This is a genomic window from Aeromonas sp. 6P, from assembly GCF_051919525.1.
Lineage (GTDB): Bacteria > Pseudomonadota > Gammaproteobacteria > Enterobacterales > Aeromonadaceae > Aeromonas > Aeromonas veronii.
On sequence record NZ_JBQBEO010000002.1, the window covers coordinates 2,370,278 to 2,393,378 of the forward strand.

At 59.7% G+C, this 23,101-nt stretch carries 15 protein-coding genes and 3 pseudogenes; 12 read left to right on the plus strand and 6 right to left on the minus strand.

All coding sequences use genetic code 11. The features are described 5' to 3' along the window. The first annotated feature begins 175 nt into the window (after positions 1 to 175). Positions 176 to 1,573 carry an alpha-amylase family protein gene (locus ACTG2J_RS11135; protein WP_439988634.1) on the plus strand — a complete coding sequence of 466 codons (1,398 nt, stop codon included), beginning with the start codon at positions 176 to 178 and terminating at the stop codon, positions 1,571 to 1,573. A gap of 107 nt (positions 1,574 to 1,680) precedes the next feature. On the opposite strand, the pseudogene gyrA reads toward ACTG2J_RS11135, so the two are convergent. After that, positions 1,681 to 4,420, minus strand: a pseudogene (gene gyrA / locus ACTG2J_RS11140) (DNA topoisomerase (ATP-hydrolyzing) subunit A). A 198-nt stretch (positions 4,421 to 4,618) separates the two neighbouring features. On the opposite strand from gyrA, the gene ubiG reads away from it, so the two are divergent. The 5 genes from ubiG to yfaE all read left to right on the plus strand — a co-directional run bounded on the left by ubiG (position 4,619) and on the right by yfaE (position 10,454). Beyond that, entirely contained in the window at positions 4,619 to 5,335 is a 717-nt protein-coding gene (ubiG, locus tag ACTG2J_RS11145) for a bifunctional 2-polyprenyl-6-hydroxyphenol methylase/3-demethylubiquinol 3-O-methyltransferase UbiG (RefSeq protein ID WP_439997496.1), read from the plus strand. After that, positions 5,335 to 6,030 (plus strand): HAD family hydrolase, encoded by a 696-nt coding sequence (locus ACTG2J_RS11150; RefSeq protein ID WP_227273629.1) that lies wholly within the window; start codon positions 5,335 to 5,337, stop codon positions 6,028 to 6,030. Before ubiG ends, ACTG2J_RS11150 begins: the two co-directional genes overlap by 1 nt. Before the next feature lie 622 nt (positions 6,031 to 6,652). Then, entirely contained in the window at positions 6,653 to 8,920 is a 2,268-nt protein-coding gene (nrdA, locus tag ACTG2J_RS11155; protein ID WP_439988632.1) for a class 1a ribonucleoside-diphosphate reductase subunit alpha, read from the plus strand. A gap of 80 nt (positions 8,921 to 9,000) precedes the next feature. Next, positions 9,001 to 10,134, plus strand: a complete 1,134-nt coding sequence (gene nrdB, locus ACTG2J_RS11160; protein ID WP_005336708.1) for a class Ia ribonucleoside-diphosphate reductase subunit beta — start codon at positions 9,001 to 9,003, stop codon at positions 10,132 to 10,134. Then, positions 10,131 to 10,454: a class I ribonucleotide reductase maintenance protein YfaE gene (yfaE, locus tag ACTG2J_RS11165; RefSeq protein ID WP_219263875.1), complete on the plus strand. Its 324-nt coding sequence runs from the start codon at positions 10,131 to 10,133 to the stop codon at positions 10,452 to 10,454. Before nrdB ends, yfaE begins: the two co-directional genes overlap by 4 nt. A gap of 118 nt (positions 10,455 to 10,572) precedes the next feature. On the opposite strand, the gene mltA is transcribed toward yfaE, so the two are convergent. Next, positions 10,573 to 11,724, minus strand: coding sequence for a murein transglycosylase A (gene mltA, locus ACTG2J_RS11170; protein ID WP_019445143.1), 1,152 nt, complete (start codon positions 11,722 to 11,724; stop codon positions 10,573 to 10,575). Between the two features lie 150 nt (positions 11,725 to 11,874). On the opposite strand from mltA, the gene ACTG2J_RS11175 reads away from it, so the two are divergent. After that, positions 11,875 to 12,126 carry a DUF1289 domain-containing protein gene (locus tag ACTG2J_RS11175; protein WP_113739505.1) on the plus strand — a complete coding sequence of 84 codons (252 nt, stop codon included), beginning with the start codon at positions 11,875 to 11,877 and terminating at the stop codon, positions 12,124 to 12,126. Between the two features lie 100 nt (positions 12,127 to 12,226). On the opposite strand, the gene fruA is transcribed toward ACTG2J_RS11175, so the two are convergent. The 3 genes and pseudogenes from fruA to fruB all read right to left on the minus strand — a co-directional run bounded on the left by fruA (position 12,227) and on the right by fruB (position 16,036). Continuing rightward, positions 12,227 to 13,951, minus strand: a complete 1,725-nt coding sequence (gene fruA, locus ACTG2J_RS11180) for a PTS fructose transporter subunit IIBC (protein WP_113739504.1) — start codon at positions 13,949 to 13,951, stop codon at positions 12,227 to 12,229. Then, positions 13,948 to 14,936: pseudogene (pfkB, locus tag ACTG2J_RS11185) on the minus strand (1-phosphofructokinase). The gene fruA and the pseudogene pfkB overlap by 4 nt, the downstream one beginning before the upstream one ends. Next, positions 14,936 to 16,036, minus strand: coding sequence for a fused PTS fructose transporter subunit IIA/HPr protein (fruB, locus tag ACTG2J_RS11190; RefSeq protein ID WP_113739502.1), 1,101 nt, complete (start codon positions 16,034 to 16,036; stop codon positions 14,936 to 14,938). Before fruB ends, pfkB begins: the two are co-directional and overlap by 1 nt. 296 nt (positions 16,037 to 16,332) lie before the next feature. Here fruB and cra point away from each other — a divergent pair, with 296 nt between their 5' ends. The 5 genes and pseudogenes from cra (at position 16,333) to ACTG2J_RS11215 (ending at position 21,261) form a co-directional block, all read left to right on the plus strand. Continuing rightward, on the plus strand, positions 16,333 to 17,319 hold the full coding sequence (gene cra, locus ACTG2J_RS11195; RefSeq protein ID WP_162628382.1) for a catabolite repressor/activator: 987 nt from the start codon (positions 16,333 to 16,335) through the stop codon (positions 17,317 to 17,319). 558 nt (positions 17,320 to 17,877) lie between these two features. Next, positions 17,878 to 19,071 (plus strand): aromatic amino acid transport family protein, encoded by a 1,194-nt coding sequence (locus tag ACTG2J_RS11200; RefSeq protein ID WP_439988631.1) that lies wholly within the window; start codon positions 17,878 to 17,880, stop codon positions 19,069 to 19,071. A 253-nt stretch (positions 19,072 to 19,324) separates the two neighbouring features. Next, positions 19,325 to 19,882: pseudogene (locus ACTG2J_RS11205) on the plus strand (hypothetical protein). Positions 19,883 to 20,107: 225 nt separating this feature from the next. Beyond that, positions 20,108 to 20,494, plus strand: coding sequence for an MAPEG family protein (locus ACTG2J_RS11210; protein ID WP_439988630.1), 387 nt, complete (start codon positions 20,108 to 20,110; stop codon positions 20,492 to 20,494). 116 nt (positions 20,495 to 20,610) lie between these two features. Continuing rightward, on the plus strand, positions 20,611 to 21,261 hold the full coding sequence (locus tag ACTG2J_RS11215; protein ID WP_439988629.1) for a hypothetical protein: 651 nt from the start codon (positions 20,611 to 20,613) through the stop codon (positions 21,259 to 21,261). A gap of 119 nt (positions 21,262 to 21,380) precedes the next feature. Here ACTG2J_RS11215 and ACTG2J_RS11220 read toward each other — a convergent pair whose 3' ends face one another. Continuing rightward, positions 21,381 to 22,781, minus strand: a complete 1,401-nt coding sequence (locus ACTG2J_RS11220) for a DEAD/DEAH box helicase (protein WP_439997497.1) — start codon at positions 22,779 to 22,781, stop codon at positions 21,381 to 21,383. Positions 22,782 to 23,101: the final 320 nt, after the last annotated feature.

A 23,101-nucleotide genomic window follows, 5' to 3' on the forward strand; every position in this document is an offset into this window, starting at 1 on the left:
AAATCACTTGTAAAAAGGCAACTGGCGGTGGCGAGGAAAAGCCGAAACAGTTCACATATTCGGCGAAATCATACTGAAAGCGGTCACAAATCTGCAGGTTGTTGATTGCAGCTCACTCTGTTCCCGCCAAAGCTGAGTTGCCCATTCAGGCATCTATAAAAACAGGGACACAATAATGAAACACACAGCGGGAATATGGGCGATCGCAGGTATGCTGATCGCCCCCTTGGCGCACGCCGACGTCATACTGCACGCCTTCAACTGGAAGTACAGTGAAGTGACCGCCAAAGCCGATCTTATCAAGTCAGCCGGTTACAAACAGGTACTCATCTCGCCGCCTCTCAAGTCATCAGGCAACGAGTGGTGGGCTCGTTACCAGCCGCAGGATCTGCGTCTTGTCGACTCCCCTCTTGGCAACAAGCAGGATCTCGAGCAGCTGATCGCCGCCATGAAGGCGCGAGGTATCGCCGTCTATGCCGATGTGGTGCTCAACCACATGGCCAACGAAAGCTGGAAACGCAGCGATCTCAACTATCCCGGCAACGAGCTGCTGCAAAGCTACGCCAGCAACCCGGCCTATTTCGAGCGCCAGAAACTGTTTGGCGATCTCGGGCAAAACTTCCTCTCCGGTCAGGATTTTCATCCCGAAGGGTGCATTAGCGACTGGAGCGATCCGGGTCATGTCCAGTATTGGCGACTCTGTGGTGGTGCCGGTGACAAGGGGCTGCCGGATCTGGATCCCAACAACTGGGTAGTGAGCCAGCAACAGGCCTATCTCAAGGAGCTTAAGGGGATGGGGATCAAGGGTTTTCGGGTCGATGCGGTCAAACACATGAGCGATTACCAGATCAATGCCGTGTTCACCCCCGAGATCAAACAGGGGATGCATGTCTTTGGCGAGGTGATCACCACAGGGGGCGCAGGCAGCACCGATTACGAGCGCTTCCTCAAACCCTACCTCGACAGCAGCGGCCAGGGAGCCTATGACTTTCCGCTGTTTGCCTCCCTGCGCGGTGCCTTCAGTTACGGTGGCAGCATGAACCTGCTGGCGGATCCGGGCGCCTATGGTCAGGCGCTACCGGGCAATCGCGCCGTCACCTTTGCCGTGACCCACGACATCCCCACCAACGACGGCTTCCGCTATCAGATCTTAAGCCAGACTGACGAGAAGCTGGCCTATGCCTACCTGCTTGGGCGCGATGGTGGCTCGCCACTGGTCTATTCGGATCACGGCGAGACCCAGGCCAAGGATGGACTGCGCTGGCAGGATTACTACCAGCGAGCCGATCTCAAGGGGATGATCCGCTTCCACAATGCGGTGCAGGGTCAACCCATGCAGCTGGTCGGCAGCGGTGACTGCTTCGTGCTGTTCAAACGGGGCAAACAGGGGCTGGTCGGTATCAACAAGTGCGACTATGAGCAGGAGTACTGGCTCGATACCGCCAGGTTCGAGATGAACTGGTATCGCAACTATCGTGACGTGCTCGACCAAGGCGCCGTGGTCAACGTGCAGAGCCAGTGGGTACGGGTCGCCATTCCCGCCCGCAGCGCCAGAATGTGGCTGCAGGAGTGATCCAGCCGTAAGATCAGCGGAGAGTCATAAAAAGCAGACAAATAAAAAGAGCGACCACCAGGGTCGCTCTTTTTGCTCAGAGACGTTGCTCGGGTAACCGGTGACGATTACTCGTCGCCAGCATCGACCGCATCAGTGCCGGTCGCGGTATCGGTACCTTCAGATACCTCACCATCAACGGCCAAAGCGTCGTTCTCGTCTTCGTCGCTCTCGGCGATACGCTGCAGGCCAACCACGGTCTCGTCTTCACCGGTACGGATCAGACGGACACCGCCGGTGTTACGGCCAATGACGCTCACCTCGGCAACACGGGTACGCACCAGAGTGCCGCCGTTGGTGATCAGCATGATCTGGTCGGTATCTTCGACCTGAATCGCATCGATCACCTTGCCGTTGCGCTCATCCACCTTGATGGAGATAACGCCCTGAGTACCACGGCTCTTGGTCGGGTATTCGGCCAACGCAGTCCGCTTGCCGTAACCGTTCTCGGTGGCGGTGAGGATGGCACCTTCGCCGCGCGGAACGATGAGGGAAACCACCTTGTCACCGGCGCCCAGCTTGATGCCACGGACACCGGCGGCGGTACGACCCATGGGACGCACGCCCTTGAAGGTACCCTTGCTTTCGGTGCCTTCGCCGTTGTCGCTGCCATCATCGTCATTACCGGCATCGTCGTCGGTTTCAACGTCATCGCTGACATCGGCATCAGCGCGACCGCTGCCTTCCGCGAAGCGAACAACTTTGCCCGCGTCGGAGAAGAGCATGATCTCGTTGCTGCCATCGGTGATATCCACCCCGATCAGCTCATCACCCTCTTTGAGGTTGATGGCGCGGATACCGGAGGAGAGCGGACGGCTGAAGTCAGAGAGGCTGGTCTTCTTCACGGTACCGTTGGCGGTGGCGAAGAACACATACTTCTCGGCGTCATACTCCTTCACCGGCAGGATAGCGGTGATACGCTCACCCTCTTCCAGCGGCAGCAGGTTGATGATCGGACGACCACGGGCGCCACGGGACGCTTCCGGCAGCTGGTAAACCTTGAGCCAGTAGACCTTGCCACGGGTGGAGAAACACAGAATGGTGTCGTGGGTGTTGGCCACCAGCAGACGCTCCACAAAGTCCTCTTCCTTGATCCGGGTGGCCGACTTGCCACGACCACCGCGGCGCTGGGCCTCGTAGTCGGAGAGCGGCTGATACTTCACATAGCCCTGGTGAGACAGGGTAACCACCACATCTTCCGGGGTGATCAGATCCTCGATGTTGATCTCGGCACTGGACATGCTGATCTCGGTGCGACGCTCGTCACCATACTGCTCGCGCACGGCCAGCAGTTCATCGCGGATCACTTCCATCAGACGAGCCGGGCTCGCCAGGATGTGCAGCAGCTCGGCGATCAGATCCAGCAGAGATTGGTACTCTTCCAGGATCTTCTCGTGCTCGAGGCCAGTCAGCTTGTGCAGACGCAGGTCAAGGATGGCCTGGGCTTGCTGTTCGGTCAGGAAGTATTGACCTTCACGGATACCGAACTCCGGCTCCAGCCACTCTGGCCGTGCCGCGTCGTCGCCCGCTTTTTCCAGCATGGCGGCCACGTTGCCGAGTTCCCAGCCCTTGGCAACCAGGCCCGCTTTCGCGTCGGCCGGGGTCGCGCTGTGGCGGATCAGCTCGATGATGGGATCAATGTTGGCCAGCGCAACCGCCAGACCTTCCAAAATGTGCGCCCGATCCCGCGCCTTGCGCAATTCGAACACGGTCCGGCGAGTCACCACTTCACGGCGGTGCAGCAGGAACGCATCCAGGATCTCTTTAAGGTTCATCACCTTGGGCTGGTTGTTATCGAGCGCCACCATGTTGATGCCGAACGTGGTCTGCATCTGGGTGTGCTTGTAGAGATTGTTCAGCACAATCTCGCCGGACTCGCCGCGCTTGATTTCGATAACGATGCGCATGCCGTCTTTGTCAGACTTCATCGCGCAGGGCACTGATGCCCTCGATCTTCTTCTCTTTGACCAGCTCGGCGATCTTCTCGATCAGTCGAGCCTTGTTCACCTGATAGGGGATCTCGTGAACGATGATGGTCTCGCGACTGGTCTTCTCGTCCACTTCCACTTCAGCCTTGGCCCGCACATAGATGGAGCCACGACCGGTACGGTACGCCTGCACGATGCCGGAACGACCGTTGATAATGCCGCCGGTGGGGAAATCCGGGCCGGTGATGTAGGTCATCAGCTCGTCAATGGTGAGGTCGCCGTTTTCGATCAGCGCCAGGCAGCCATTGACAATCTCGGTGAGGTTGTGAGGCGGAATGTTGGTCGCCATGCCCACCGCAATACCGGAGGAGCCGTTGACCAGCAGGTTGGGAACCTTGGTAGGCATGACCGCCGGGATCATCTCGGTGCCGTCATAGTTCGGCACCCAGTCCACGGTCTCTTTGTCCAGATCAGCCAGCAGCTCGTGGGAGATGCGGGCCATCCGCACTTCGGTATAACGCATCGCCGCGGCGCTGTCGCCGTCGACTGAACCGAAGTTGCCCTGACCATCGACCAGCATGTAACGCATGGAGAAATCCTGCGCCATCCGGACAATGGTGTCATACACAGCGATATCGCCGTGCGGGTGATATTTACCGATTACGTCACCGACCACACGGGCCGATTTTTTATAGGGCTTGTTCCAGTCGTTCCCCAACTCGTTCATAGCAAACAGAACGCGGCGGTGAACCGGTTTCAAGCCATCACGCACATCCGGCAGAGCTCGTCCTACGATCACGCTCATGGCGTAATCAAGATAGGAACTCTTGAGCTCTTCTTCGATGTTGACCGGCGTGATCTCTCTGGCCAGATCGCTCATAGAAAGCCTTATCCCTAATTAGTTGTTCTTTGGCTTAAACAGCGCGACATGGTAACACACTGAGCCAAATACCTTAAGCCACAAATCGGGTATCAGATCGGGCTGGTGTGACAAAGTCCGTCCGTTATAATGCCCGCCAGGACAATAGATTGCGCCCATGACTCAGAAGCGGGCGCCCTGCCACAGGATCTTCGAAAAATGAACAGTGATGCCAATGTCGATCTGACAGAAATCGCCAAGTTTGAAGTCATCGCCTCCCGCTGGTGGGACATGGAAGGTGAATTCAAACCCCTGCATCAAATCAATCCGGTACGCCTTGACTGGATCACCGACAAAAGTGGCGGTCTGTTTGGCAAGCGCATTCTCGATATCGGCTGCGGTGGTGGCATTCTCTCCGAAAGCATGGCCCGCCGTGGCGCCAAGGTCACCGGCATCGACATGGGCAAGGAGCCCCTCGGCGTCGCCCGCTTGCACGCTCTGGAGCAGGGTGTCGAGCTCGAGTACCGCCAGATCACCGCCGAAGCCCATGCCGCCGAAGTGCCGGGCCAGTATGACGTGGTCACCTGCATGGAGATGCTGGAGCATGTGCCGGACCCCGCCTCCGTGCTGCGCGCCATCGCCACCTTGGTACGCCCGGGCGGACGGGTGTTCGTCTCCACCATCAACCGCAACCCCAAATCCTATCTGATGATGATCATCGGGGCCGAATACCTGATGAAGATGGTGCCCAAGGGTACCCACGATCACAAAAAATTCATCACCCCGGCCGAATTGTGTCGCATGGGTGAAGCAGCTGGCCTGCTGGTGCGGGATATGAGCGGTGTCCACTACGCCCCGCTCACCAACCAGTTCAAGCTCGGCAAAAATGTCGACGTCAACTATATGGTGGAGTTTGTCCGCCCGGAGCACGGCTGATGAGCGCCTCTCGCCCTCTTCCCCTGCGCGGTGTGCTGTTCGATCTGGATGGCACCCTGCTCGACACAGCCCCGGATCTGGGTGCCGCCGTCAACCACGTGCTGATCAGCGAAGGCTTTGCGCCGCTCTCTGACGACATAATTCGTCAGACCACCTCCCACGGAGCGCTCGGGCTGCTGAAAGCGGGCCTCGGCGATGAACTGCTTGAAGAGCTGGGGGCCACGCGCCTGCGCAATGCCCTGCTCGACTACTACGCGGCCAATCTCTGCGTCGGTACCCGTCCCTATGAGGGAATGGTGGATCTTATCGAGTGGCTCGACGAGAAACAGCTCCCCTGGGGCATAGTCACCAACAAGCCGGGCTTTCTCACCGAGCCACTGCTGGCGGCCCTGCCACAGCTCGCCAGCTGCGGCGTCACCGTCAGTGCCGATACCCTGCCAGTACGCAAGCCCGACCCCGCCCCCATGTTCTTTGCCTGCGAGAAGCTGGGGGTCGAGGCGGCTCACTGCCTCTATGTGGGGGATCATGTGCGGGATATCGAAGCAGGCCGCAATGCCGGCATGCGCACTGCGGTCGCTGGCTGGGGCTATCTCAATGATGAGGAAGATCCCGCCCAGTGGGGCGCCGATCTGCAGTTTGATACCGTGCAGGCCCTGCACCACTGGCTGCGCTACGAGTTGACGGCCAAGGCGTAACGCGCAGCCTTACCGGCTGATATGCGATAACGGGGCGAAGAGACTCTTCGCCCTTGCATCTCTTCCTTTACGCTCCTGCGTCCTGCGCCACCATCACTCGTCTATTCATGGATAATAAAGGCAGCTTTCTGCCTGTTGGATACCCATTTGACAAGCTCGCAACCGTCACAAAACGGCCACAAACCACCGTCATCTGATGCAAAGCCCTTGCCACGCTGAGCCCGCGGCTGCGACAACTGGACAGCTTTTGACCCTTGTTGCATAAGGGATAATCAGCCGCCGTTTGCTAGTAAAAAGCCCCCCGTTTCGCAAGCAAAAAAAGTTATTTAAATTTTCCATCTTCGATCGGGAGACTTGCTTTTAGCGGAGCGGACGAATGAAAACCCGCTCACTGTGAGCGGTCACTAACTGATGGGGCAAGACTCACAATTTATCCACAGCTCGTCACTTATCCACACATTGCAATGGCGGGCTGACCTCACTATCTTGTAGCTCGAACTTAAAATAACACTACATCTTGTGATTCATCGCACAATCTCTACCCAACTCCCGCACACCGCCGGAGCCTGGGTGGCGCCATTGTGCGATGGTTTTTCGGGAATCAACTGAAGGTCATCAGCCAATGAACTTGTTTGTGACGAAGCGTAACGGACACAAAGAACCCATCGATCTGGATAAAATTCACCGCGTGCTGGACTGGGCCGCCGAAGGGCTCGACAACGTGTCGGTCTCCCAGGTAGAGCTCAAGTCCCACATCCAGTTCTATGACGGTATCCGTACCGCCGACATTCACGAAACCATCATCAAGGCGACGGCTGACCTCATCTCCGAGCAGACCCCTGACTACCAGTACATGGCCGCCCGTCTGGCCATCTTCCACCTGCGCAAGAAGGCCTACGGCCAGTTCGAACCGCCCCACCTCTACCAGCACGTGGCTCGTCTGGTCGACATGGGCAAGTACGACAAACACCTGCTGGAAGACTACACCCAGGCTGAATTCGAAGAGCTGAACGCGCACATGGATCACTGGCGCGACATGGATTTCTCCTACGCGGCGGTCAAGCAGCTGGAAGGCAAGTATCTGGTACAAAACCGTGTCACCGGCGAGATCTACGAGAGCCCGCAGTTCCTCTACATCCTGGTAGCGGCCTGCCTCTTCTCCAAGTACCCGAAAGATACCCGTCTGGACTACATCAAACGCTTCTATGATGCGGTCTCGACCTTCAAGATCTCCCTGCCGACCCCGATCATGAGCGGTGTGCGCACCCCGACCCGTCAGTTCAGCTCCTGCGTACTGATCGAGTGCGACGACAGCCTGGATTCCATCAACGCCACCGCCAGCTCCATCGTGCGTTACGTTTCCCAGCGCGCCGGTATCGGCATCAACGCTGGTCGCATCCGCGGTCTGGGCAGCCCCATCCGTGGCGGCGAAGCGTTCCACACTGGTTGCATCCCCTTCTACAAATACTTCCAGACTGCCGTGAAGTGCTGCTCCCAGGGCGGCGTGCGCGGCGGTGCGGCGACCCTGTTCTACCCGCTGTGGCACACCGAAGTGGAAAGCCTGCTGGTTTTGAAGAACAACCGCGGCGTGGAAGAGAACCGTGTCCGTCACATGGACTACGGCGTGCAGATCAACAAGCTGATGTACCAGCGCCTCATCAAGGGCGGTGACATCACCCTGTTCTCCCCGTCCGATGCGCCGGGTCTGTACGATGCGTTCTTCGCGGATCAGGACAAGTTCGAAGAACTCTACGTCAAGTACGAGCAGGATCCGGCCATTCGCAAGAAGACCCTCAAGGCCGTCGATCTCTTCTCCCTGATGATGCAGGAGCGTGCCGGTACCGGTCGCATCTACATCCAGAACGTGGATCACTGCAACACCCACAGCCCGTTTGATCCGAGCGTGGCGCCAGTGCGCCAGTCCAACCTCTGCCTCGAGATTGCGCTGCCGACCAAGCCGCTCAACAACATCGACGACGAGAACGGCGAGATCGCCCTGTGTACCCTCTCCGCCTTCAACCTGGGTGCCATCGAGAAGCTGGAAGATCTGGAAGAGATGGCCGATCTGGCCGTACGCGCCCTCGATGCCCTGCTCGACTATCAGGACTACCCGATTGCCGCCGCCAAGAAGGGCAGCATGGGTCGTCGCACCCTGGGGATCGGCGTCATCAACTACGCCTACTACCTGGCCAAAAACGGTGCCCGTTACTCCGACGGCTCCGGTCTGGCGCTGACTCACCGTACCTTCGAGGCCATTCAGTACTACCTGCTGAAAGCCTCCGTGCAGTTGGCCCGCGAGTTCGGCCCCTGCCCGCTGTTTGGCGAGACCGCCTACGCGCAAGGTATCCTGCCCATCGACACCTACAAGAAGGATCTGGATGCGCTGTGCAACGAGCCGCTGCATCTGGATTGGGAAAGCCTGCGCGAAGAGATCAAGTCCGTGGGCTTGCGCAACTCCACCCTGACCGCCCTGATGCCGAGCGAGACCTCCAGCCAGATCTCCAACGCCACCAACGGTATCGAGCCGCCGCGCGGTCTGGTGTCGGTCAAGGCCTCCAAAGACGGCATTCTCAAACAGGTGGTGCCCGAGTATGATCGCCTGAAAGATCAATACGAATTGCTCTGGAAGCAACCGAGCGTTGACGGCTACCTGCAGCTGGTCGGTATCATGCAGAAGTTTGTGGATCAGGCGATCTCCGCCAACACCAACTACGACCCTGCCCGTTTCGAAGGCAACAAGGTCCCGATGAAACAGCTGCTCAAGGACTTGCTGACCGCCTACAAATACGGCCTCAAGACCCTGTACTATCACAACACCCGTGATGGTGCAGACGATGCCCAGACCGACCTGCAAGATGACGGTTGCGCTGGCGGGGCTTGCAAAATCTAAGTCACGGCAAGAACTGATAACCGGGCGGGAGCATGAAGCTCCCGCTCTCCTGTTTTCTCTATTCACATATTCTGGTAACCATGGCCTATTCAACTTTCTGCCAAACCCAAAACGACCAGCTCAAAGAGCCGATGTTTTTTGGCCAATCGGTCAACGTAGCCCGTTATGATCAACAAAAGCACGAAGTGTTCGAGCGGCTGATCGAGAAGCAGCTCTCCTTCTTCTGGCGTCCGGAAGAGGTGGATGTCTCCCGTGATCGCATCGACTATCAGGCCCTGCCACCCCACGAGCAGCACATTTTCATCTCCAACCTGAAGTACCAGACCCTGCTGGACTCCATTCAGGGTCGCAGCCCCAACGTGGCGCTGCTGCCGCTGGTCTCCATTCCGGAGCTGGAAACCTGGATTGAGACCTGGGCCTTCTCCGAGACCATCCACTCTCGCTCCTACACCCATATCATCCGCAATATCGTCAACACCCCCGCCCAGGTGTTCGACGACATCGTGACCAACGAGCAGATCTTGAAGCGCGCCGGCTCCATCAGCCACTTCTACGACGACCTGATCGAAGCGACCGCCCTCTACAACCTGCATGGTGAAGGGACCCACACCGTCGCTGGCCGCGAAGTGACCATCACATTGCGCGAGCTCAAGAAGAAGCTCTATCTCTGCCTGATGAGTGTCAACGCGCTGGAAGCAATTCGCTTCTATGTCAGCTTCGCCTGCTCCTTTGCCTTCGCCGAGCGCGAACTGATGGAAGGCAACGCCAAGATCATCAAGATGATCGCCCGCGACGAAGCGCTGCATCTCACCGGCACCCAACACATGCTGAACCTGATGCGCACCGGCCAGGATGACCCGGAGATGGCCGAGATCGCCGCCGAGTGCGAACAGGCCTGCTTCGAGATCTTCAAGGAAGCGGCCATTCAGGAGAAAGAGTGGGCCGAGTACCTGTTCCAGGACGGCTCCATGATCGGCCTGAACAAGGACATCCTCTGCCAATACGTGGAGTACATCACCAACTTGCGCATGAGCGCGGTCGGCCTGCAGCCAGCCTTTGCCGGCACCAAGCAGAACCCGATCCCCTGGATCAACACCTGGCTGTCATCCGACAACGTGCAGGTCGCGCCGCAAGAGGTAGAGGTCAGCTCCTATCTGGTCGGTCAGATCGACAGCGAAGTCAATGCCGACGACCTGGGTGATTTCGAGCTGTGAGTGACGCCACCAACACGCTGACCCCTGCCCCGCACGCACCTGCCGAACAGCATGCGGTCGTGGCACCACGGGTACATACCCGGGATGGTGCCGTGCTGCACGCCCATCCCGGCGAAAGCGTGTTGGAGACCCTGGAGCGCCATGGTCATCATGTGGAATTCCAGTGTCGCAGCGGCTATTGCGGCGCCTGCCGCACTCCGCTGATGGCTGGCAAGGTGCACTATCCTGCGATGCCGCTGGCATTCGTCGCCCAAGGGGAGTGCCTCCCCTGCTGCTGCAAACCGGTCGGCGCCATCCGGCTGGATATCCAGAAGAGCTGACGCAGCCACAGACTGGCAACTCGCACAAAGTAGAAAGCCGCCGGAGCAATCCGGCGGCTATTTTTGTCTCTTCACATTGCCTGGGCGCCCGATGACAGACGCCCAAACCCTCAGAGGATTACAACCAGGGGGCGGCAGTCGGCCCGTGGTGCAGGCCCAGCTTCCAGACACGGCCAAAGTGCTTGTAGTGACCGGCCGCGACACCGGCCTTCTCACCCATGCCGTGGTAGAGATCGAGGTGCCCCTTCTTCACCGCCCCGCCCACATCCAGCGCAATCAACAAGCGCAGCTGATGCTTGCCGGTCCAGTTGCCCTCTTTATCGAGCAAGGGGACTTCGGCGAGGATCGGGGTCCCCATCGGTAGCAGGGTCTTGTCGGCGGCAACAGCCGCCAGCGGCAGCAGCGGGATACCGGCTGCGCCGATCACGTCATTGGTGGGGCGACGCTCGAAGAAGACATAGGAGGGATTCTGCTCCACCAGCTCCTTGACGCTCTCCTCCGGTTGACGGTTGGCCCACTCCTTGATGGCCTTCATCGACATCTGCTCTTTGGGCACTTCACCGCGGTCGATCAGTACCCGGCCGATACTGACGTAACCGTGGCCGTTCTTGCCGCTGTAGCCCAGATATTGCAGCCGATCGTCATCTCCGTAATGGACAAAGCCGGAGCCCTGCACATCCATCAGGAAGTTGTCGATAAGGGATTTGCTGTAACCCAGCTCCAGCCCGCGGTTGGCCAGGGCCCCCTGATGGATCTCGGCCCGGGTCGGACAGCGACCGCCACATTTGGGCATGGCATAGATGGGATATTTGTACTTGGCATCCGGGCGGTGGCGCACTTCCAGCACCGGCGAGTAGTAACCGGTAAACAGCACGTTACCCATGCGATCGGCACCGCCCAGCTGAGCCAGGCTGATACCGTAACGGGTGATGTCGGCAGGATTGCCGCCGCCCGCCACCCAGCGGGAGAGCTGGTGATAGAGCTCGCCATAACGGCGGGTCATCTTGCCGGAGCGCTCCAATACCAGTCTGCTTTGCGGGCCAAACTTGCTGTAGTCGGCACGCGCACGGCTATTGACCCGCTCTACCCTCACCAGATCCTCTGGCAAGGTCCCGTCCAGATACTGCTTGCCCAGATTTTCCGGCACCTCGCAGTTAAGAAAGCATCTGTTGTCGGTCTGTTTTTTGGGCACTTCTGCTTTGTCAGAGTTGCCCGCACAACCGGCCAGTCCCAGCACTGCGGCGGTCAGCCAGTACGCGTGTTTGTTCATATGTCCTCATATAACGCCAAGAGCCATGCTCGGCGGGGAAGATGCCAAATTTGCAGGGGGAAAGCAAACGACATCAATCACTTGAAGCAGGATTTCTCCAAAGGGGATCCGCTGGGTTATAACAAGGTGACAGGATGTGCGAGGTGATGGATGGAACAGCTCGAAATATTCCCGCTGCAGAGCCCCTGCATCGGGGTCTGCGAAGTGAACAACAAAGGCTACTGCAAGGGGTGCCTGCGCAATCGCGACGAGCGTTTCAATTGGCTCGCCATGACCCCCGCCCAGCAGCAGGATGTGATGCGTCTGTGCCGCGCCCGCAAGGCGCGGGTTGAGGCTGCGCGGCGCAAAGCGCTGGAAGGAGCGCAACCCCAGTTGCCAGAACAACAAGGCTGGGAGTTTTAACCACTCCCTATCTTCCCCTCACAGGTTACCTATCCTCCCGACAAAACAAAAAGCGGCCCAAGGCCGCTCTTGGTTATGACGTGTTACCAAGGGGCGAGGCTTATGCCGTGGCCAGCTTGGCCTGCTCTTCACCGCGCTTGAGCATGGCGTAGGAGACACCGGTCAGCAGCGAGCCTGCGGCAATGGCAACGATATACATCATGACGTTGCTGATGGCGTGCGGGATGAAGAGCACGAACAAACCGCCGTGGGGTGCCATCAGCTCGCAGCCGAACAGCATGGAGAGCGCACCGGTCAGGGCGCCGCCGACCATGCAGGCCGGGATAACGCGCATCGGATCCTTGGCGGCAAACGGAATGGCCCCCTCGGAGATGAAGCACAGACCCAGTACGAAGGATGCTTTGCCCGCTTCCTGCTCCGCCTTGATGAACTTGGTACGGGCCAGGAAGGTGGCAATTCCCATCCCCAGTGCCGGCACCATACCGGCGGCCATCACAGCAGCCATGGGGGCATAGGTTTTGGAGGCCAGCAGGCCGACACCGAAGGCATAAGCCGCCTTGTTGACCGGGCCGCCCATGTCAAAGCACATCATGGCGCCGATGATGACCCCCAGCAGCACGGCGTTGGCAGAGCCCATGTTGTTGAGGAACTCGGTCATGGCATTCATGATGCCGGCCACCGGGCCACCCACTACGTAGATCATCACCAGGCCGGTAAACAGGCTGGCAAAGAGCGGAATGATCAGGATCGGCTTGAGCGCTTCCAGGGTATTCGGCAGACGTACCTTGTCGCTCAGGTATTTGGCACTGTAACCGGCTAGGAAACCGGCCACGATGCCGCCAAGGAAACCGGCACCCAGCGAGCTTGCCAGCATGCCGCCGATCATGCCGGGAGCGAGACCCGGGCGGTCAGCGATGGAGTAGGCAATGTAACCGGCCAGCACCGGGATCATCAGGGCGAAAGCGGAGCCACCACCGATCTTCATCAGGGCAGCAGCCAAGGTGCCTTCCACCTTGAACGCTTCGATACCGAACACAAACGAGAGCGCAATGATAAGGCCACCCGCCACCACCATCGGCAGCATGAAGGAGACACCGGTCAGCAGGTGCTTGTAGGGGCCGGCTTTTTCCTCTTTCTTGGGCTGGCTGGCACCGCTGTGGCGATAGAGTGTCGCCTCGTTCCACGCCTTGTCGAGCTCGGCGCGGGTTTTCTTCAATGCCGCGCCGGTGCTGGTGCGATAGACCGGCTTACCGTCAAAGCGCGCCATGTCCACCTCGATATCGGTGGCGAGGAACACCAGATCGGCAGATGCAATCTCCTCGGCGGTCAGGGCATTCTGGGCACCGACCGAGCCTTGAGTCTCGACGCGGATCTGGTAACCCAGCTGTTTGGCCATGGTCTCCAACGCTTCTGCCGACATAAAGGTGTGGGCAACGCCAGTCGGGCACGCTGTCACTGCCACGATGCGCTTGCCAGCAGCGGCCGGTTTGGCGGCAGCAGGCGCGGCTTGATGGCGATAGAGGCTGGCGCCGCTGTCGGCTGCTTCCAGCAAGGCAGCCGGATCCTGCAGGGCGAGATCCATGCTGCCCTGATAGACCCGCTTGCCATCATAGGCAGCGAGATCCACTGGGGCACTGGCGACAACCAGCACCAGATCGGCGGCAGCAATCTGCTCCTTGCTCGGTACTTGGCGGGGCTGCACGCTGGAGCCGACGTCGAGGGTGAGTTCCCAGCCAGCCAGTTTGGCCTGCTGTTCTATCCGTTTTGCAGCGAGAAAGCTGGTGGCAATGCCCGCCGGGCAAGCCGTAACCAAGATTGCTTTCATTGGGCATCTCCTGAGTTTTCCATTGAGGGGGTATGGCATTGAACCGGTGCCAGCGCTTCCAGACGCTCTAAACGCACCTGTTCAAGCAAGGGGTTGAGCACACTGATATCGTTAAAACCGACCGCAACCTGACTGACCGCCAAGGCCGAGACGGCGGTGGCCAGCCGCAGGGTCTGCTCCGGCGCCCAGCCAAGGCTCAGACCATGGGCGAGACCGGCCACCAGGGAGTCGCCAGCACCGACCGTGCTGACCACCTGCATCCGCGGCGGAATGGCCTGCCAGACGGCATCCGGGGCAAACCAGATGAGGCCATCGGCGCCGTTGGAGATCACCACGTTGGGGATGCCGCTTGCCTGCAGCGCGCGGGCACACTCGGCCTGCTCGCTCAGGGTCTTGATGGGTCGACCCCCCCACTGGCTCAGCTCCTCCAGATTGGGTTTGACCAGGGTCGGCGCCGCCTTGATCCCTTCGCTTAAGGCCGCGCCGCTGCAATCGAAGATCACCTGCTTGCCTTTGGCCTTGAGCAGGCGGATCAGCTGAGCGCAGTAATCCGGGGCCACCCCTTTGGGCAGGCTGCCCGCCAGCACGAACCACTCTGCATGCGGAGCCAACTCGTCGATGGCCTGCTCCAGCGCGCTCACCTCCCCTTGCTCGATGGTGAGCCCCGGCAGGTTGAGATCGGTGACCTGACCAGACTGCTCGGAAATCTTGACGTTGATGCGGGTGCTGCCAGCGACACGGACAAAGTGATCATCAAGCGCGCGCTCGGCAAACAAGGAGACAAAGCTCTGCTCATTGTCAGCGCCCAGCCAGCCGGTGACGCCTACGTCGCGGCCCAGATCCTTGAGCACCATGGCGACATTGATCCCCTTGCCCGCGCGCGCAGGTTGGCCTCGCTCACCAGATTGACCTCACCAAGGCTCATCGCCTCGAGGCGGGTGGTGAGATCGAGGGCGGGGTTGAGGGTAATGGTGACAATCTTCATCAGTGTGCCCCCTCGCCGAGACCAGCGGCGATCGCCTCACCGATCCCCTTGAGGGCGGCTTCGGCATCAGCCCCTTCGGCGCGAAACGCCAGACGGTGCCCGCATTTGACCCCAAGACCGATCACTTTCATCAGGCTCTTGGCGGAAACCGCTTCGCCGCTGCCATCCAGATTGGCCACCCGGATGTCGGATGCAAACTCTTTGGCCACCTTGACCAGCATGGCGCCGGGACGGGCGTGCAAGCCGTGGGGGTTGATGATGGTGAAGGTTTCACTAAGACCGCTGGCGGGGCCCGCCTGCAACATGGCAAGCCCCTCGCCGCCCGCCAGCGTTGCCAGCTGACCAGCGGCTGCCAGTTTGGCCAGATTCTCCAGTTGCGGCAGATGGCCGCTATCTGCGGCGCACAGTAGCAGCATGGCGCTGACCGGCAGCTCCCCTGCGTGAAGTTCGCTGCTCGGGGTGGCCAGCACCCAGCCAGTCTGGGCCGCTTGCGCCCGCGCCAGCCAGATGCCCTCGCCCAGATAGGCCGGTTCGCTTGCTAGCAGCGCGCTCACCATGGCGGCATCGCCCCAGCCCGCAGACTTGGCGCGGGCGGCTGCTCCCAGCAGCAGTTGGTCGCGATCATCGGCCGGGAAGTCAGCCAGGGTCAGGTATTGCACCTCTTTGGCGGCAGTGGCACCGGTCAGGATGTTGATGATGGTGTCGGCATCGGTGGCCTCTTTGAGCTGAGCTGCCGCCTGCTCGTCACCCAGCACATGGGTGAGCTGGCGCAAAATGCCCAGATGCTCGTCGGACTTGGCGGCGATGCCGATGGCGACGTAGGCGATCTGCCCCTCGTCCCACTCGATGCCATGAGGGAATTGGGCCACCATGACGCCGGTGCTCTTCACCAGATGACGGGTATCGGTGGTGCCGTGGGGAATGGCGATGCCGCTGCCAAGATAGGTGGCATGCTGCGCTTCACGGGCCAGCATCCCATCCACATAGCCCGCTTCCACCAGACCGGCTTCGGTCAGTTTGCCTGCCAGCAGGGCAATGGCGTCCGACTTGGTCGCCACCGACTGCCCCAGCAAGATCTGCTCTCGCGCCAACTTCAACATAGAGACTCTCCATCAGGTTCCGGCCGCGCCGGTACGTCACAATTGAACATTCGGATAACTCGCCAGCTGACAATAGACCCGAACACGGTTCACTGTGATCGGGGCCCGATTTTCAGGCCACTGGGTCTCTTCGTTGCTGACAGGCTGAATCGTTTCACTTACACTCAGACTGAATCGTTTCAGCGAATTGATCAAGTACCCACAAAGAGTGCTTTTCAATGATATGATCCCGCGCACACTTTTCGGTGCCCTCACCCGGCAGTGACCGTGGGCCTTGCAACTCAAACAGAGCCAATATGATGAAACTGGATGAAATCGCCGCCCTCGCCGGTGTCTCGCGCACCACGGCAAGCTATGTGATCAATGGCAAGGCCGACCAATACCGCATCAGTCAGGCTACCCGCGACAAGGTGATGGCCGTGGTCACCGCCCACAACTATCAGCCGGACAGCCGCGCCGCCTCCCTGCGCGGCGGCCAGACCAAGACCCTCGGCTTTATCCTGCCCGACCTTGAAAACGCCAGTTACGCCAAGCTGGCCAAACGGCTGGAACAGGGGGCTCGGGCGCAGGGCTATCAGCTGCTCATTGTCTGCTCGGAAGATGATCCCGCCACCGAAAAAGAGCTGGCCCAGATGCTGGTGAGCCGCCATGTGGATGCCCTGCTGGTGGCCAGCTGCCTGCCGCCGGACGACCCCTTCTACGGTAAATTGCAGGCGCAAGGCAGCCAGATCCTCGCCATCGACCGGGCGATGGCCGCCGACAAGTTCGTCACCGTCGCCAGTGAAAACGAGAAAGCGAGCTTTGATCTCACCAGCTCCCTGCTTACCCCGACCTTGCGCCATATCGCCTTGATCACCGCGCTGCCGGCACTCACGATCAGTCAGGAGCGCAAAGCCGGTTTCGAGCAGGCGGTCGCCAGTCATAGCGCGGCTCGCCACCTGTGTGAGGGGAATCACTTCTCCCGTCTTGAGGGGTATCGCCTGATCAAAGATCTGCACCAGCAGCTGGGCCAGTTGCCCGAAGCGCTGATCACTACCTCCTATATCCTTATGGAGGGGGTACTCGACTACCTGCTGGAGCAAGAGATCGACATGAGCCAGCTCGCCATGGCCACCTTCGGGGACGATCGCCTGCTCGACTTCCTCCCCTTTGGCATCAACTCCCTGCCCCAGCAGCACGACGCGCTGGCCAACCAGGCGCTGGAGCTAGCGCTCAAGGCGGTGAACGGCGACTACCAGAGCGGGCTGCACTATGTGAGCCGCACCCTCAAGCGCCGTCGCTAACCTGACCGCAGCAGACCCGATTTGCTGTCAATGGGTGGGTAAAGCGAACAGATGACAATAAGGCTGCCAGCATCGGCAGCCTTATTGTTTTCCCCCACAACCCTACCCGCCCGCTTTACTTTCTCTACCGTCTGGCCGACTAAACAACCGGCCTCTACACTCTTTTCACCCCGCAACTAAACGCCAACGCCAGGACAAGGCACTCCCCCATCCGTGCAGCAACCATTTGGCTGACCTGTATCAATGAGCCCCTGCCAGTCATTTTTTCGGTGATTTTTTCTGCAATTAGCTATCACTGTCATCATTTATTTCCACTTGTTGCCACAAGCCAGCACAAGATCCGTATAAAAGGGGTTGTTTCCGCTATTTTGATCCGCTAACGTGGCAACCACCTTTTACAACTGACAGGTTTTAGGTACAGATGTTCCCGTTCCGATATTGCTAGCCTCCGGCCCTATCACCGGAGGCTCCTTCTGATAACGCCAATCGGCCCCTCTTGTTGACGTCACTGCTGACATCGCCTGTTTGCACTGACACCGCTACGTTCGGATGGATAACATGAATACCAAAACCCTGGGTTGCACCCTGTTGATTGCCGGCACCACCATAGGCGCCGGCATGCTGGCCCTGCCGCTGGCCTCCTCCTCCCTCGGCGGCCCCGCCACCCTGATGTTGATGGTCGGCCTCTGGGCCCTGATGGCCTTCACCGCCATGCTGCAAGTAGAGGCAAGCCTCAACACCGGCAAATGGTACCTGCACCAGCTGGCGGACCATCTGCTCGGCCCCTGGGGCAAGCGCATCGCCTCCTTCTGTATCCTGATGCTGTTCTACTCGCTGGCCTCCGCCTACATCAGCGGTGGCAGCAGCCTGCTGGCACAGGCGCTGGCCGATGCGGGCATGACCCTGACCCAGGAGCAGGCCGCCTGGGCCTTTACCCTGCTGTTTGGCGGCATGGTCTGTGTTGGCACCCGCTCGGTGGATTACCTCAACCGGCTGATGTTCACCGTCAAACTGGTGATCATGGTGGTGGTGCTGGCGTTGCTGCTGCCCCGCACTGAAGGGCAGCATCTGCTCTCGATGCCGCTGGGTCAGGGCCTGTTGCTGGCGGGCCTGCCGGTCATCTTCACCTCGTTCGGCTTTCACGGCTCCATTCCGAGCGTGATGCTCTACCTCGGTGACTGCCCAAAACAGCTGCGTCGGGTCTTTATCTGGGGCTCAGCCCTGCCGCTGATCCTCTACGTGCTGTGGCAGGTGGCGATCCTCGGTCTGCTCGGCCAGCAAGCCCTGCTGCAAACCGGCGGCGCGCTGGACAGCCTGCTGGCCAACGTCGGCAAGCTGGTGAGCTGGCCTGCGTTTAATCAGGCGATGCACCTGTTTGCCGATCTGGCGCTCGCCACCTCCTTCCTCGGGGTAACGCTGGGACTGTTCGACTTTATGGCCAAGGTGACCCGCCGCAAGGACAACTGGCAGGGCCGCAGTCAGACTGGCCTCATCACCTTTGTGCCGCCATTGCTGTTTGCCCTCTACTTCCCGCAGGGCTTTATCATGGCCCTCGGCTACGCCGCCATTGCGCTGGCGATCCTCGCGGTGCTGCTGCCGGTGGCGCTGGTGTGGCAGAGCCGCAAACAGGCGCCTGCCCACCACTACCGCGCCCCGGGTGGCGTAGTGGCGCTGGGTGTGGCCGCCGCCATGGGCGTGCTGATTGTTGGCGTCCAGATCAGCGTCAGCCTTGGAATGCTGCCAGCGCTGTAATCCCCGATACTGAATGCCCCAAATAGCCAAGCCCCGCCAATTAACTTGGCGGGGCTTTTTGTTGGAAAAGAAATCAAGTTGGATACAGGCATCCGCCATTAATTAAGACAGCGCCCCTTACCAAACAAACACCCAAACCTTCAGCTATATACCGACCTTTTTACTACCCAACCCTGAATAATCAGTTCAAAAACCGTTCATGCCCCTTCGCTACACTGCCCGCTCGTTTATCGCTATCAGGAGTTTGAAAACAATGATGTTGCACCTCAAGAAGAGCACCCTTGCCCTCGTCCTGCTTGCCGCCAGCGGCGCACTCAGCGCCGCCGAAATCGCCAACAACAATATTACCGAGGCGGAGATCAAGGCCGCGCAGGATGGTTAGGGCGCGGCGCTCATCAAGATAAGCGATGACTATCGCGCCGGTGGGATTGAGCGCGCCAAGGCGACCGCCGAGTCGGTGCTCGACAGCGCCTACGGCTACCAGCAGGGGCCGGTGCTGTTCAAGCCGACCCTTGCCGGTGGCGTGCAGACCTTTCGCACCAACCGCGAGGGGGCGCTGGCCTACTTTGTCGGCAACAACAGCGCCTACCCCACCGACAAAGGGTTCGCCCTGAAAAACTGGCAGAGCTATCGCTATGACAATGCCGCCCTCTATATCAACGGCGACATGGCGCTGACCATGGGCAAGGTGCATCTGGTAGATCGCGACAACAAGGAAACTACAGTCGACAAGACCTGGGGTTTCAAGAAGGGGGATGATGGCAAGGTGCGCATCGTGCTGCACCACTCCTCCCTCCCTTATGAGGGGTAATGACGGGGCCCTGCTCTGCCCACCATCAATATGATCAAAAAACAGCCCTGCCACCTCGGCAGGGCTGTTTTTTTTGCGCCTGCGCTTGGCCGATGGCGAGTGAGTGGATGACGGTCGTGCTAAGGCAGTTTGCTGCTACCCTCAAGGCAAGCCATTGAGATGCCGAGCAATATCGCGTCTCTGAACACCAGCCACTCGATATCATCACACAAGGAGCCAGATACCATGACCATACTGCCTGTTTACGCGGCCCTGCTCGCCCTGTTGTTTGTGTTGCTGAGCATTCGAACCATTCGCACCCGCCATAGCCGCAAGGTGGCGCTGGGGCATGGGGATGACCCCGCCATGCTGCGGGCCATGCGGGTGCATGCCAACTTTGCCGAGTATGTCCCCCTCGCCCTGCTGCTCATCTATTTCGTCGAAACCAGCAACCAGACCCCCTGGCTTATCCATCTGCTGGGGAGCGCCCTCTTGCTTGGCCGCCTCTGCCACGCCTTTGGCATGAGCCGCACGCCGGAGAACTTCCGTTATCGGGTTGTGGGAATGGGGCTGACCTTCACAGTGATCCTGGTGAGCGCTGCCCATATCCTGATCACGGCGCTGCGCCCCTGACCCGGCCGTCACGAATAGCTGGCGAAGCGGTCTGGCAGCCATCCCCATCGGCTATTCTTTACTGCACAGATAGTCGCAACAGTTCTGCTTGAATAAGCCCGATTCAGGAGTGCGATATGAAGTGGATTGGCTGGTTATTGCTTGTCGGGCTGATTCCCGTTGCCCACGCAACCCCGCTAAAGCTGGCGGCAGCGGTCGAACACACAGCGATATTGCGCCCTTTTATTCATGACTGGTTTGGCCGGGCCGGCATCGACTTTCAGTTGATCCCCTGCACCTATGCCCGCTGCGAAAAGTTGATTGAGGCAGACCATGCCGTCGATGGCGATATGGCCCGGATAAAGGGCTTTGATCAGACCTATCCCCACTTGCTGCAGATCGGTGCCCCCATCTCGGAGGCGGCGATTTATGGTCAGCCACGGGATAACCCGAGCTGGCCCCCTGCCAAGGATACCGTGATTGGCTGCCTGCGCGGCATCCAGTGGTGCGAGCGCTTCCTCGGCAACTATCAGGTCATCTGGTTGAACGATGAGAAGCAGGGGCTTGCCCAACTGCATCGAGGCAAAGTGGATTGGCTGATCAAGATGCGCCCCGCCTCTCAACCTGCACTGGCGTCCCCCTGGCAGAAGATCACCAAAGAGCAGGTCTTTCTCTACCTCGATAAAAAGCACCGGGCGGAAATTGCGGCCCTGCTCAAGGTACAGCTGGTGTTTATCAACAACGGGCGCTGGTTGGCGATGCAAAAGCAGTACCTCTCCGCCATCTAGTGCGGTTCTCACAGCACCACACAGTGCCGATTACATGGCTGAAAAAACAAAAAGCCCTGCCAAATTGGCAGGGCTTTTTCAGTCAACCGCATAGCAGGGGAGTCAAGCTCCCGAGCCGCTTACTGGTTGTGGGTAGAGCGACGTGGACGACGGGCCTGAGCCGGTTTGCCAGCGCCATCAACAGGGCGCTGACCACCTTGCGACTTGGGCTTGCCACCGTTACCGGTACGTGCACCACCCGCATTGCCATTGGAGGCGGAACGACCGGCACCTTGACGCTGGCCTTGACCTTGCGGACGCGGCGCACGGCGCTGCTCGCTCGGATCACGGGGCTCTTTGCGCAGCGGCGCGCCGATACCACGGGCGATGTTGTCCAGGGTCTCGCGGGAGGCTTCAAAACCGGCCACCTGCTCGCACGGGATGTTCTGCTTGGTCAGACGCTCGATCGCCTTGATAAGCTTGCCTTCATCGGCAGCCACCAGCGAGATGGCGTGACCGGCAGCACCTGCACGGCCGGTACGACCGATGCGGTGAACGTAATCTTCCGCCACGTTGGGCAACTCGAAGTTGACCACTTGCGGCAACTTGTCGATGTCCAGACCACGGGCGGCGATGTCGGTTGCCACCAGCACCTTGACGCTACCATCCTTGAAACCGGCCAGCGCGCGAGTACGGGCACCCTGGCTCTTGTTGCCGTGGATGGCGGCGGCGCTGACGCCGTTCTTGTCGAGAGTCTCGGCAACACGGTTGGCCATGTGCTTGGTACGGGTGAACACCAGTACCTGCTGCCAGTTGTTGCTGGTGACCAGATGACTCAGCAGCGCGATCTTGTTGGCCTTGTCGCACGGGTGCACCAGCTGCTCGATACGCTCGGCGGTGCTGTTGCGCGGGGCGACTTCAATGACAGCCGGGTTATCCAGCAGACCAGTGGCCAGTTCGCGGATCTCGTCGGCGAAGGTGGCGGAGAAGAGCAGGTTCTGACGCTTCTTCGGCAGCAGGGCCAGGATGCGGCGGATGTCGCGAATAAAGCCCATGTCGAGCATGCGATCCGCTTCGTCCAGTACCAGGATCTCCACCTCGTCGAACTTGACGGCGTTCTGGTTGTAAAGATCCATCAGGCGGCCAGGACAGGCCACCAGCACGTCCAGACCACGGCGAGTCGCCATCATCTGCGGATTGATGCTGACGCCGCCGAACACCACGTGGCTGCGCATCGGCAGGTGTTTGCCGTAGTTACGCACGCTCTCGCCCACCTGGGCGGCCAGCTCGCGAGTCGGGGTCAGCACCAGCGCACGAATGCGGTTCGGAGAAACCTTGCGCTTGCTCTCCATCAGACGTTGCAGCATCGGCAGGGTAAAGCCTGCGGTCTTGCCGGTCCCTGTTTGGGCCGCCGCCATCAGATCGCGGCCAGCCAGAACGGCGGGGATCGCTTGCTGCTGAATGGGAGACGGGGTGTCGTAGCCTTGTTCGGCAACGGCACGCAACAAGGGTTCGGCCAGACCGAGGGAAGTAAAACTCATAATTACCTGCTAGAGATAGGGGCGCCGGGGATTTGTGGTGGGGCTCCTCTGCTGAGCCGATGCCATCTCACAAGATCTGGGCCTATTGAGAAAACAACGATTTCCCCGGGGAGCAGAGCAAAGGGGAAAGAATAGAGGCGCAGTCTAACGGAGTTGTCCGGGATAAACGAGAAAAATGTGATGCTCCTCCCAGCACGAACAGAAAATCCCCCTCCTGCCCCCCGAATAATCCCGTTGATTGATGTAGCACGCACCACACTATTAACTGGCAACACAATATCAGCCCTCGCAGGCATGGCTCGCAGGGCAAAAGCACGGGA